This window comes from Streptomyces sp. NPDC048411 (genome assembly GCF_040704695.1).
Classification (GTDB): domain Bacteria; phylum Actinomycetota; class Actinomycetes; order Streptomycetales; family Streptomycetaceae; genus Streptomyces.
In genome coordinates this window covers 1-12,634 of the sequence record NZ_JBEZKL010000177.1, presented here as the reverse complement: position 1 = coordinate 12,634, position 12,634 = coordinate 1, and the positions used below count along the sequence as shown (strand labels likewise).

General features: G+C 71.0%; 10 protein-coding genes. 2 read left to right on the top strand and 8 right to left on the bottom strand.

The features are described 5' to 3' along the window. Positions 1 to 210: 210 nt before the first annotated feature. The 8 genes from AB0915_RS35345 to AB0915_RS35310 all read right to left on the bottom strand — a co-directional run bounded on the left by AB0915_RS35345 (position 211) and on the right by AB0915_RS35310 (position 9,297). Positions 211 to 594 carry a nuclear transport factor 2 family protein gene (locus tag AB0915_RS35345; RefSeq protein WP_366694971.1) on the bottom strand — a complete coding sequence of 128 codons (384 nt, stop codon included), beginning with the start codon at positions 592 to 594 and terminating at the stop codon, positions 211 to 213. Positions 595 to 635: 41 nt separating this feature from the next. After that, positions 636 to 1,550: an ABC transporter permease gene (locus tag AB0915_RS35340; RefSeq protein ID WP_366694970.1), complete on the bottom strand. Its 915-nt coding sequence runs from the start codon at positions 1,548 to 1,550 to the stop codon at positions 636 to 638. Then, positions 1,547 to 2,725, bottom strand: a complete 1,179-nt coding sequence (locus AB0915_RS35335; RefSeq protein ID WP_366694969.1) for an ABC transporter permease — start codon at positions 2,723 to 2,725, stop codon at positions 1,547 to 1,549. Before AB0915_RS35335 ends, AB0915_RS35340 begins: the two co-directional genes overlap by 4 nt. Continuing rightward, positions 2,722 to 4,278, bottom strand: coding sequence for an ABC transporter ATP-binding protein (locus tag AB0915_RS35330; protein WP_366694968.1), 1,557 nt, complete (start codon positions 4,276 to 4,278; stop codon positions 2,722 to 2,724). Before AB0915_RS35330 ends, AB0915_RS35335 begins: the two co-directional genes overlap by 4 nt. 29 nt (positions 4,279 to 4,307) lie before the next feature. After that, positions 4,308 to 5,408 carry a BMP family ABC transporter substrate-binding protein gene (locus AB0915_RS35325; protein WP_366694967.1) on the bottom strand — a complete coding sequence of 367 codons (1,101 nt, stop codon included), beginning with the start codon at positions 5,406 to 5,408 and terminating at the stop codon, positions 4,308 to 4,310. A gap of 251 nt (positions 5,409 to 5,659) precedes the next feature. Then, positions 5,660 to 7,039 carry an amidohydrolase family protein gene (locus AB0915_RS35320; protein ID WP_366694966.1) on the bottom strand — a complete coding sequence of 460 codons (1,380 nt, stop codon included), beginning with the start codon at positions 7,037 to 7,039 and terminating at the stop codon, positions 5,660 to 5,662. Continuing rightward, positions 7,036 to 7,347 (bottom strand): hypothetical protein, encoded by a 312-nt coding sequence (locus AB0915_RS35315; protein ID WP_366694965.1) that lies wholly within the window; start codon positions 7,345 to 7,347, stop codon positions 7,036 to 7,038. The genes AB0915_RS35320 and AB0915_RS35315 overlap by 4 nt, the downstream gene beginning before the upstream one ends. Positions 7,348 to 7,848: 501 nt before the next feature. Beyond that, positions 7,849 to 9,297 carry an aldehyde dehydrogenase family protein gene (locus tag AB0915_RS35310; protein WP_366694964.1) on the bottom strand — a complete coding sequence of 483 codons (1,449 nt, stop codon included), beginning with the start codon at positions 9,295 to 9,297 and terminating at the stop codon, positions 7,849 to 7,851. 73 nt (positions 9,298 to 9,370) lie between these two features. Between AB0915_RS35310 and AB0915_RS35305 the strand changes: the two genes are divergently transcribed. Both AB0915_RS35305 and AB0915_RS35300 read left to right on the top strand, forming a co-directional pair. Beyond that, complete coding sequence (locus tag AB0915_RS35305; protein WP_366694963.1) at positions 9,371 to 10,453, top strand: NAD(P)-dependent alcohol dehydrogenase; 1,083 nt, start codon at positions 9,371 to 9,373, stop codon at positions 10,451 to 10,453. 141 nt (positions 10,454 to 10,594) lie between these two features. Next, positions 10,595 to 12,634: cytochrome P450 (locus tag AB0915_RS35300; protein WP_366694962.1), on the top strand; the 2,040-nt coding region annotated here is incomplete at its 3' end.

Below are 12,634 nucleotides of genomic sequence, written 5' to 3'. Positions count from 1 at the left end.
AGCAGGTCAACGCCGAGTTCTTCACCCTCGGCACCCCACCCCTCGGCTCCCCCGGCGGAGCCCGCAAAACAGGCCGCGTCGGCCACGACCACCCCCACGTGGGAGCGTGACCGCCACGCGACCACGAACATCCCGGACCCCGGCCGCAGCAGTTGCGGGCCGGGGTCGCGGTGTGTGCGCCTGCCCTCGCCGGTGTCTTCCCGAGGGGTGTCACGCCAGTTGGCGCCGCACCTCGCCGCTGTCCCAGTAGTCAGTGCGGCGCGTGATGAGACCGCCCGCGACGGTGAACACGAAGACCCCGCGGACGCGCACGGGGCGGTCGCCGACCGAGCGCATGCGGAACGTCATGACGTACGGCACCGCAGCCGACTCGCCGTCGACGAGGAGTCTCTCGGGCACATAGCGCAGGTCTGCGAAGTTCTCCAGGAACCCGGTCAGGGCCGCGCGGTACTCTGCGCGGCCCTTGCGGCTCCGGCCCATCGACGAGGTGTGTTCGTTGACGAAGTTCTCGGCCACACAGGCCGCCACGGCGTCGGCGTCGTGCGCGTTCAGCGCGGCCAGGTACGCCTCGACCGTGGCGCGGGTGTCGTTCACAGTCGGCCTCCCCGTTTCGCCCGCACGGCATCCACGCGCCGTCAGGTCGAGCCGCGCTGGAAGGGCCGGCCGAGTGCGGCGGGTTCTCGGTGCTGGGTGGCGAACAGCAGCATGGCGAGAAGCGCAAGCAGATACGGGGCCGCGACGAGGAGCTGGGCATTGAGGGTGACACCGAGCGCGGGGAGCGCCAGGCGCATCGCGTCGGAGAGGCCGAACACCAGGCAGCCGAGCAGGGTACGGCCGAGCCGCCACGCCCCGAAGATCACCGCGGCGATGACGATGTACCCGCGTCCGGCGGTCATGTTCTGGTTGAACGATCCGACCTCGCCGACCGCGAGGTAGGCGCCCCCGAGACCGGCGAGTGCGCCGCACCACAGCAGGGCCTGCCGGCGCCGCACACCGACTTTGATACCCGTGACATCGGCGGCCTGCGGGTTCTCCCCCACCGCCCGCAGCTCCAGGCCCCAGCGGCTGCGGTCCACCAGCCACCAGGTGAGCGGCACCAGCAGGATCAGCAGGTAGGCGGGCCAGCGTCCGGAGAACAGCGCCTGGCCGATGAGCGGGATGTCCTTCAGCAGCGGGATCGACAGCACCCCCACCTGGTGCGAGGCGAACTGCTGGGTGGTGATCAGGTAGCTGGTGAGCCCGAGCACCAGCGCGTTCAGCACGAGGCCGACGACGAAGGTGTTGATCTGGGCACGGTGGGAGAGGTTGCCGTGCACGAAGCCGATGACGAGCCCGGTCACCACGCCGACCGCGAGACCGGCGGTGGCGCTGCCGGTCGCACTCGCGGTGGCGATGGAGGTGAACGCGGCGCCGAGCATCATCGCCTCGACGGAGATGTTCATCGCTCCGGCGCGCTGGGCCAGGTACTCGCCGCAGGCGGCGAACGCCAGCGGCACGGTCAGCCGGACACCGCTCGCCAGAATGGTTGTGGTGTTGTCCAGAACGCTCACACGGCCGCCTTCATCTTGGTCGGGACAGCGAGCAGGGGAAACGGGGTCGGCGGTGTGGCACCGCGCCGTCTGCGGAGGAGGCCGACGAGGAGGGGCGGTGCGACGAACGCGAGGACGAGCAACGCCTTGACGATGTCGACAAGGTAGTACGGCACCCCGGTGGCCGAGAGGAAGTCCCCGCCCGCCCGCAGTACAGCGAACCCGAACGACACCGGTATCGCGATCAGGGGCCGGTTGCGTGCGACGAGCGCGACGAGCAGGCCGTCCCAACCGACGTTGTCCGAGAGCCCGGCCTGCAGCCGGTTGGGGCTGACAGGGCTGGCCAGCAGCAGCCCTCCCGCCAGCCCCGCGAAGGCGCCCGACAGTGCCAGGGTGAAGCCGCCGAGCGCGGCCACCCGGACTCCGGTGTGCTTGGCCGTCAGTGGATTCAGTCCCACCATGCGTACCCGGAAGCCCCACCGGCTGCGGCTCAGCACCAGCGCGACACCGACCGCGGCGACGAGCGCGAGGAACAGTCCCGCGTTCAACTGCACCGAGGGGTACTGCCCAAGACCGCCGAGCAGGGCGTCGGCCGGCAGGGGGTTGGACTGCGCGTCGGCGATGCCCGAGGAGCCCTGGGCGCTCTCCTGGAGCCACGGGGTGCTGACCGCGAAGGTGACAAGCTGGATGGCGAGGAATGTCATCAGCAAGGTGCTCACCACGACGTTGACACCGCGGAAGCGGTACATCAGCGCGCTGAGCGCGGCCCAGAGGCCACCGCCGACCGCCGCGGCGGCCATCACCACGACCACCAGCATCGGGCCGGGCAGGGCCAGCCGCAGCCCGACCCATGCGCCGAACAGACCGCCGATGAGCACCTGTCCTTCCTGTCCGATGTTGAAGGTGCCGGCGGAGGCACAGATGGCCGCGCCGACCGCCACCAGCAGCAGCGGCGCGGCGTTGAGCAGCGTCGTCGTCCAGCCGGTCGTGTTGGCCAGACTTCCGGTCCAGATGGCGGACAGCGAGGCACTCGGCGAGGCACCGGTCAGGGTGAGCAGGAGCGCGGACACGCCCAGGGCGACGGCGATGAGCACGATGGTGAGACTCGCGGTCAGCCAGCCGTCGCGGCCGCCTCGGAGATGGGCGAGGACGCGCCGGCCGAGATCGTCCGGCGCCATCGTCGGGGCGGCTCTCATGCTGCCTCACCGCCCACCAGCATGCCGAGGCGTTCGGGGGTCGCCTCGGAGACGGGGAGCGCTCCGCTGATCCGCCCCGAGGAGATCACCGCGATCCAGGATGCAAGGGCCATGACTTCCTCGAGTTCGGTGGAGATGAGCAGCACTCCGACGCCTTCGTCGGCCGCTCTGCGCAGCCGGGCGTACATGTCCTCGATGGCACCGACGTCAAGCCCGTGGGTGGGCTGCGCGGCCACCAGGACCCTGGTGTCGCCGGACAGTTCCCGGGCGAGGACGACCCGCTGCTGGTTGCCGCCGGAGAGGCTGCGCACCGGCGCGTCCAGCGACGGCGTGACGATGTTGAACTCGTCCGCGAGACGGCGGGCATGGGCGAGCGTCGCGCGCCGCCGCAGCAGGAACCGGCCGCTGACCTCGTCCAACGACTTCATCGTCAGGTTCTCGGCGACGCTCATGTCAAGGACGACGCCGCTGTGGTGCCGGTCCTCCGGCACGATGCCGAGACCGGCCTTGGACAACACGCCGGGCCGGGTGACATCGACGCGGTTCCCGGCGACCTCGATGGTGCCTTCGGTCGGCGCGACCAGCCCGGCGAGGACGTCGCCGAGGATCGACTGGCCGTTGCCCTCCACGCCGTAGAGGCCCACGATCTCGCCCGCACCCACGGTCAGATCGACGGAGCCGAGAACCTCGACCCCGCCCTGTACGACGGTGAGTCCGGCGAGGCGCAGCACGGCCTGCTGCCGGTCGTGCGCCCCGTCGTGGCCGGCGCGCGTCTGCTGCACCGGCAGCAGGCCGAGGGCCGCGCCCTCCTCGCCCAGCGACACCTCACGGCCCACCATCTGCCGGGCGAGCAGTTGTGGAGTGGTGTCGGACGTGACCGCCCGGAAGGCGACACGGCCCTTGCGCAGGACCGTCACCCGGTCCGTGGCCTGGGCGATCTCGGCAAGTTTGTGGCTGATGAGGATCACGGCGCGGCCCTCGTTCGCCACCACGCGGTCGAGCACGGCGAACAGTTCCTGCGATTCGGCCTGGGTCAGCACCGAGGTCGGCTCGTCCAGAATCAGGATCTGCGGGTCGCGCCGCAGGCACTTGACCACCTCGACCCGCTGCCGCTCGCCGGCCGAGAGCGCGTCGACGCGCGCCTCGGGGTCGACGGGCAGCCCGTATCGCGCGGAGACCTCGGCGATGCCGTCGCAGACGGCCTGCTTGTTCACCTTGCCGGTGTCGCCCAGCGCCACGTTCTCCCACACGGTCAGGCCGTTGATGAGGCTGAAGTGCTGGTGCACCATGCCGATGCCCAGTTCGGCCGCTTCCTGCGGGCTGTCCAGCGCGACCTCCTCGCCGCGCACCAGGACGGTGCCGGTGTCGCGCCGGACCAGCCCGAGCAGGACCTTCATGAGGCTGGACTTGCCTGCCCCGTTCTCACCCAGGAGTCCGTGGATCTCGCCGGCGTCGACTCTGAGGTCCACGGCGTCGCAGGCCGTGACGGATCCGTAGGATTTGGTGATGCCGCGCAGTTCGAGGATCGGAACCGCTGAGGTCGTCGGTGTCATCGCTGATCTTCCTCGTGGGTGTCGGCACGTCAGCCGAGGCGCTCGACCTCGGCCGCCGGGTCGATCCCCTTGCTGCCGATCTTCTTGATGAACTCCGCGAGTTGCTGGTCCTCGTCGCCCTGTCCGTCGCAGATCTTGACGGTCGGGTAGGGGTCGACGCCCAGTTGCCACGCGCGTGTCGTGCCCATCTTCAGGTTGTCCTTGGCGAACTCCTCCAGCGCGGCGCGGAAGTAGTCGCCCGGGCTGAACATCACCGAGATGTCGAACTTGGGGCTGTTCGAGTCGCACCGGTCGGTGCCCGGGGTGAGAGTCAGCGCGCCGCCCGCGTTCGCGAGGTTCGCGGAGGCGTCGGTGGCGCCACCGAGGTAGGGGTAGATGACCTTGACGCCCTGGCTGAGCTGCGCCTGGGTGGCCTCCTTGGCCTTCGCCGAGTCGTTGAAGTCGCCGGTGTAGGTGGTGGTCAGGGTGGCCTTCGGCACGACCTCCCGGATCCCGGCCAGGAAGGCCGTGGAGGCGGCGACGCTGAAGTCGGCCTTCAGGCCGGTGATGAACCCCGCCTTGGTGTGTCCGGCCGCCTTCATCTTCAGGCCTGCGGCGTAGCCGGCGACGAGCATGGACTGGTTGGGGTCGTCGGTGGACAGCACGATGCGCGGGGTCTGGTCGATGTTTCCCTGCATCGGCACATACCAGGCGGACTTGGCGCAGACCGGCTCCTCCGAGGCGGGGATGGCGGTCTTCAGCTCACTCGCGCCGAGCGCAACCAGGTCGACCTGCTGCTGGCACAGCGCGCGTGCCGCGGTGAGCGCGTCGCTCGGGGGCACGCTGCCGCGCTTGACGACCGTCCAGCCCTTCTCCTTGGCGAAGGCGTCCGCCGAGTCGACGAAGCTCTGGTAGTAGCCGCGGTCGTTGATGTCGCCAGGGCTGAGGACACCGATGACGACTTTGCCGTCGCCGTTGACATCGGGCCCCTTGAGCCCGGAGCCGCTGCCGCTGTCGCTGCCGCCGCTCGCCCCAGGGGTGGCCTTGGGCGCCGTCGCCGCGTTGTCGGCGCAGGCGGACAGCGCGAGGGCACCCGCGAGGGCGAGGCCGGCCGCGGCCACACGGCGCCGGAACATGCTGTGTGAAGTCATGTGCGTGGGTCCATTCACTGGGTGGCACCGCCCCGTCGGGGCGGTCGTGGCGGCGGGGGGTGACAGTGCGTCGGCGGGTTCGATGCCTCGGTGTGGCTCGGCACGGGAGACACGCTTGTGCGGGAAGGGGGTTCCTCGCTCGCGGCGACGCACCACGGAGGCGTGATCGGTGGTGGCGCGGGCGCGCTCGGTGCGCGGCTTGTGTGCTGCCAGGGAGCGGAATGTCTACGACGTTCAACGGTGGGCACCTTTCACCGGTCCGCGGCCGACTCCGTGGGCCAGGTCGGGCGGGGTGCGCGACCCGCGCGCCGCAGGAGGGCGGCGGAGCGGTCGGCGGCAGCGGCTGCGAGGACGTCCGGATCAACGCCTGTCGGCCGCCGGTCACGGACGACCACGCGGCCGTCGACCAGCACATCACGAACGGTGCGCGACACATGGCCCCATACGAGCTGGCGGGCCAGATCGCCCCGGGGTGTCCAGGCGGGGTCTCTGGTATCGAGTACGACGATGTCGGCCGCCTTGCCCACTTCCAGGGAGCCGATCCGGCCGCCCAGACCGATCGCCTCGGCGCCGTCGACCGTCGCGAGCGCGAACGCCTGCTCGGCGCGGATCGGGTCGGGCGGGTCACGGTCGCGTTCCAGCGCGGCGAACAGGTAGGCGGCCAGGAGAATGTCCGGGGCATCGCCCGCGTTGTGCGCGTCGCAGCCCAGCGCCACCCGGCCGCCCCTCCGCACCAGTTCGGCGTGGCGCGAGGCGCGGGTGTACCCCTGGGCGAGCCGCAGATAGGCCCCCGGGCAGGAGGCGACCGAGGTGCCGGTCTCCAGGATCGCGTCGACCTCCGCGTCGTCGAGCCACACAGCGTGCCCCAGCAGCAGACGCGGGCCGAGTACGCCCAGCTCACGGAAGTGGACCACCGGCCGACGCCCGCATCGCAGCGCGTATGCCTCGACGTCCGCGGGTCCCGGCGAGATGTGCCAGGTCAGCCCCGTGTCGAGCCGTTCGGCCAGGCTCGCGGCCCCGGTGAACAGTTCGTCGCTGGCCAAGTCGTGGCCGACGAGTGTCACCCACCCGGTGACCGGTCCGGTGACCGGCAGGGACCGGACGATGTCCTCCTGCCGGGCGAGCACCTCGTGCGCGGGCGCGCCGAGCGGCACGTCCTTGGCGTCCCAGCCCCAGCCGCCGACCCGTGCGCGGACACCCGCCGCGCCCAGACCGGCGGCGACGCGTTCGGGGTAGGCCACCGTGCCCGGCTCCAGCACCGTGGTGATGCCCCGGGACAGACACTCGACGGCGGTGATGGTCGCGGCCAGTTCGTCGTCGTCACCGTCGGCGTGGGCGTGCAGCGGGACGATCCAGTCGAAGATCGACTCCTGCGAGCCGATGCTGTCCGGGATCGTGCTGCGTACGAGGGGGTCGACGGTCGTGTGCTGGTGTGCGTCGATCAGGCCCGGGATGACGACACAGCCCGACGCGTCGATCTCCCGCGCTCCAGGGAAGCGGGCGCGCAGTTCCTCGGCCGTGCCGAGCGCGGCGATGCTGTTCTCCGACACGGCGACCGTGGCACCGGTGAGGACGCGCCGCGCGGAGTCCATCGTGACGACGTCGCCGCCCACGATCAGCAGGTCGCTCATGGGTTGATCACGCCCTTGCCGATGGGTGAATGCGGGCGGTCGGCGCGGGCGGTGAGCGACCGGGACCCGGGGTCTCGGACGACCGAGCCGTCCGCAGCACCGGTCGACGCCTCCGATGCGCCGAAGTCCGTTCCCGGCACGTGCGCGGGACAGCGGCCAGGGGTCGGGCCCGCGCCCTTGACCTGTGGCAGGGCCGGGCGGTTCGGCCCACGGTACGCGACGTCGACGAGGTCGCTCGGTCTGCGTTTCCGTTCCGGGACGTCCTGCGGGAACGCCCCCCCGTACCCGCCGAATTCGGTCTGCACCATGGCTTGCACCGCGCAGCCTCCTCACCTTCACCCGTCTCGCATTGCGAGTCGGTGGAACGTATTGTGAGATACTCTGCCGCCGCTGCCCGATGGTGTCAACGCTCCTGCACCACTTCTTCGCCTCGTCGGCGTTTCACCTCTTCACAAGGCCGACAGCCCAGGTGGCGACGAGTGGAGGCCGGTGAAAAGACAGCCGTCGCCGGGCCGCGAGGCGGCTCGGCGACGAGTGAGATGCCGGTTCCGCCTCCGGCCGACAAGGAATGAGCGAGTGCCGTTTCAGCGCGAGGTCGTGAGCCGCTGTCCGTGCGGTACGGTGCCGCCCGGCGCCCACGCGCACGGATCACCCGGACCAAGGGTCGGCACACACCGCTGTCGTCCTCAGGCACGCGCGGGCGGTGCCACGGTCCGCCGCCCGCGCGGCGGGTCAGTCACCGGTCCGGGTTCCGGACCGCTTATCCGGTGCTCCGGCGGTGACCCCCGTCGCACCCGTCGTGACCGGTCTCAGCGGGCCAGCAGCCGGATGGCCACGCCCTTCTCCTGGGTGTACTCGCGCAGCGCCGCGTACCCGCCGCCCCTGCTGAAGCCGCTGTCCTTCTGCATGTTGAACGGAAAGCCGATCACTCCGGCGTCGTGGAACTGGTTGACCGCCACCTGCCCGGAGCGGACGTCCTTCGCCAGCCGCAGCGCCCGCGAGATGTCGTTGGTCCAGACGCATGCCAGGAGACCGAAGTCGGTGGCGTTCATCAACTCTGTCGCCTCGGCGGTGTCGCGGAACGACTGGACGGCGAGAACCGGGCCGAAGACCTCCTCGCGGGCGACGCGCATGCGCGTTTCCACGCGGTCGAACACGGCCGGCCGGACGAACCACCCCTCGTCGGCGGTTCCGCCACCGGTGACCAGCCGAGCCCCCTCGCGAGGCGCTTGCGCCAGAAAGCCGCTGACGCGGGCGAACTGCGCGGCACTCACCAAAGGCCCCATGTCCGGGTCGGCCTCCCACGGCCCGGTCGTGACCGCGGCCATGGCGGCGGCGACCCGCTCCACCACCTCATCGTGCACCGACGCCTCCACGAGCAGCCGGGAACCGGCGTAGCAGTTCTGCCCCGCGTTCTCGGTGATAGAGGTGACGATCGCGGGGATCGCCGTGTCGAGGTCGGCGTCGGCAAAGAGCACGTTCGGCGACTTACCGCCGAGTTCCAGCTTCACCGGGACGAGGTTCTGTGCTGCGGCCGCCATGATCGCCCGCCCGGTGGCGGTGGAGCCGACGAAGCTGATGTGGTCGACCCCCGGGTGCGAGGTGAGGGCGACGCCCGCCTCGGGGCCGAGGCCCGCCACGACGTTGATCACACCCGGCGGGAAGCCGGCGCGGCGGGCGAGTTCGGCGAGTGCGAACGGAGCCAGCGGTGCGATCTCGGACGGCTTGAGGACGACGGTGTTGCCCGCGGCGAGCGCCGGCGCCACGTTCGCGGCGGTGAGCACGGCGGGGACGTTCCACGGGATGACGATGGCGCACACGCCGTACGGCTCGGGAACCGTGTAGCCCAGGTAGTCGGGACTGCGGGTCGGCAGCGTGACCCCGGTGAGCTTGTCGGCCGCGCCGGCGAAGTAGTCGATGATGCCGTGGGCGATGTAGATGTTCGTCCGCCCCCCGGACAGGGGCTTGCCGACGTCCTGTGCCTCGACGGCCGCAAGCGCTTCGATCTCGGTGATGATGAGGTCGGCCCAGCGCCGGATCAGCGCCCCGCGCTCGCTCGGGTTGGTCGCCGCCCAGGCGGGGAAGGAGCGGCGCGCCGCGGTGACCGCGTCGTCCACATCGGCGCGGCCCGCCCGGGCGACCTCGGTGATCACCTGTCGGGTGGCCGGATCGAGGACGTCCAGCGTGCCGCCGTCGCGGGCCGCCACCCACGTGCCGTCGATGAAGTGCTGGGAGGAAGGAAAGCCGATAGCCGCCATGAAGGGAACATTGACCGGCCCTGTCACGCATGTCAATATGCAGTCTCGCTTTGTGAGGCACTGAGGAGGCCCCGTGCGTGCCACCGCCGCTCTGCTGGAGCAGCCCGGACAGCCGTTCGTCCTGACCGAAGTGGACCTGGAAGATCCCCGACCGGACGAGGTGCTCGTCCGCGTCGCCGCCGTCGGTGTCTGCGGTACGGACCTTGAGTTCGCCGGCTTCTTCCCCACGCCCGCGCTGCTCGGGCACGAAGGGGCGGGCATCGTCGAGAAGGTCGGCGCGCAGGTCACCTCCGTACGTCCGGGCGACCACGTCGCCATGTCCTTCACATCGTGCGGTACCTGCGCCCTGTGCCTGACGGGCTCGCCCGCCTACTGCCGCAGCTTCGACGCGGTGAACTTCTCCGGCCGCCGGCCCGACGGCTCCACCGCGGTGACCCACGGGGGGCTGGAGGTCAACGCACACTTCCTCGGTCAGTCCTCGTTCGCCAGCCATGTCGTCGCACCGGAGCGGGCGGTCGTCCGGATCGACCCGTCGTGGGACCTGCTACGGGCCGGACCTTTCGGCTGCGGCTTCCAGACCGGAGCGGGCGGTGTGCTCAATGTGCTGCGGCCACGCCCCGGCTCGTCGATCGCGGTCTTCGGGGTCGGGGCCGTCGGCGTGGCCGCCGTCATCGCCGCCTCGCTGAGCGGCTGCGAGGTCATCGCGGCCGTCGACGTGAACACGGCCAAGCTCGAAGCGGCCCGCGGCTTCGGAGCCACGCACTGCGTCGACTCCTCGGCCGAGGGGACCGCCGGGCAACTGGCCGACCTGGTGCCCGAGGGGTTCGACTTCGTGATCGACACGACTGGGCGCGAGGACGTCCTGCGCACCGCCGTGGAGGCTCTCGGGCCGCTCGGTCACGCCGGTGTCATCGGCGTCGGCCCCAGCGAGACGATGAGCTTCGACTGGCGCAGCATCCTCAACGGACGCACGGTCACCGGCATCGTCGCCGGGTCCAGCCTGCCGAGACTGTTCCTGCCGCAGTTGCTCGAACTCAACGCCAGAGGCCGGTTCCCGGTCGAGAAGATGATCAGCTACTTCCCGTTCGAGCAGATCAACGAGGCCGTCGCGGCAGTCCGGTCCGGCTCGGTCGGCAAAGCCGTGCTGACCTTCTGAGCCGACCTTCTCGGCGTTCCCGAGACGTTGTCAGGCTCAGCGGCACGCCTTAGGGTGACCGACACCGATGAGGCTGCTGACATCCGGTGGCGCGGCCGGACAACACCGCGCACAGTTTCGAGCACGTGGAGCGTGCCCACCATGTCCGCCGACTTCGACATCGCTTCCGACATCGACTTCGACCACCACTCCGACAAAGCCAACGCCGATCCGGTCGCCTACTACGCGGGCTTCCGTGAAAGCTGCCCGGTAGGCCGCTCGGCTGCCCATGGTGGCTTCCACTACACGACGCGGTACGCCGACGTGGCCCGTATCGCCCGCGACGACGCGACGTTCTCCTCAGCTCGCGGCGACCACGGCGGGCAGGGGGTCGGCATCGTCATCCCCAAAGGACCTGGGCTCGAACAGTATCCGATCGAGCTGGACCCTCCGCGTGCGACCGAGTACCGGGAACTGATCAACCCGCTGCTGACCCCGGAGGCGGTCGGCCGACTGGTTCCCATGATCGAGCGCCATGCCACCCGCGTCGTGGACGACTTCATCGAGCTGGGCTCCTGCGACTTCGTCCGCGACCTCACCAACCCGCTGCCCGCCGCGGTCACCCTGGACTGGCTGGGTTTCCCCGAGGAGGACTGGGCAAAGCTGGCCGGGCCGATCCACGACATCTTCGCCGCACCGGCCGACAGCGAGCGCGCCGTGCGCGGGGCCGCGGGGCTGGCCTATATGGACCAGCGCATCCGCGAGTTGATCGCCGAGCGCCGCTCCGCACCACGGGCCGACGCGGTCAGCGCGCTGGCTGCCGGCCGACGCGCCGACGGCAGCGCGTTCGGCGAGGACGAACTGGTGTCGGTGATCGGCCTGCTCATCGCGGGCGGCGTCGACACCACCACCTCCCTGACCGGATCGACGCTCGTCCACCTCGCCCGCCACCCCGAGCAGCGCCGGCGGCTGATCGACTCCCCCGATCTGCTGGACAGCGCGACCGAGGAATTCCTCCGCGCGTTCGCCCCGTCGCAGTCGATGGCGCGCACGGTCACCAGGGAGGTCGAGGTCGGTGGCTGCCCGATGCACGCGGGCGACCGGGTGCTGATCCCATGGGTCGCCGCGAACCATGACCCCGCTGTGTTCCCCGACCCCACGCAGACACGCCTCGACCGAGACGCCAGCCGCCACCTCAGCTTCGGCATCGGATCGCACCGGTGCGCCGGCGCCCACCTCGCCCGGGCCATGTTCCGCGCGATGATGACGCAGGTCCTGACCCGGCTGCCCGACTACCGGGTGATCGAGGAGGGGCTCGTTCCCTATCCCACGCGCGGCAACCAGTCCGGCTGGGACGCGGTCCCGGCGGTCTTCGCGCCCGGTCCCCGGGCGGCAGCGGCGGCAGGCATGGCCCGCGCGCTGAGCACGCCCACCCCGCTGCGGGTGACCGCGGTGCGTGCCGCGACCGAGGGCGTCGTCGCGGTCGACCTGGGCCTGCCGGACGGAGGTGAACTCCCCGCGTGGCGGCCCGGGGCGCACGTCGAGCTGCGTCTGCCCTCGGGCCGACTGCGTCAGTACTCGCTGTGCGGTGACCCCGCCGACGCCACGACCTGGCGCATCGGGGTCCTGCGCGAGCCCCGGGGGCGGGGCGGTTCGGCCGAACTCCACGAACTCGCCCGCCCCGGAGTCACGTTCGCGGTACGCGGGCCGCGCAACCACTTCCCGCTCGCCGAGGCGCCGTCCTACCTGTTCCTCGCCGGCGGCATCGGGATCACACCGATCCTCGCCATGGTCCGCGAGGCCGCGGCACGTGGCACACCCTTCACCGTCGTGTACGGCGGACGCACCCGCTCGACCATGGCGTTCGCCGACGAACTCGCCGCCGTCGCCGGCGACGCGCTCACCCTGCTCCCGCAGGACGAGGCCGGGCTGCCGGACCTCCCCCGCCTGCTGGGCGGGCTGGACGCGGACACCGCCGTGTACGTATGCGGGCCGACACCAATGCTGGCAGCAGTTGAGCGCGAGTGCACCCTCCTGAATCTCACCGACCGGCTGCACCTGGAGCGCTTCACCGCAGGCGACGACCTCGAAACGACGTTCGACGCCGCGGAGAACCGGACCTTCGAAGTCCAGCTCGCGCGCACCGGCGGCACGCTCACCGTACCGCCCGACCGCCGCCTCATCGAGGTCCTGCGCGATGCC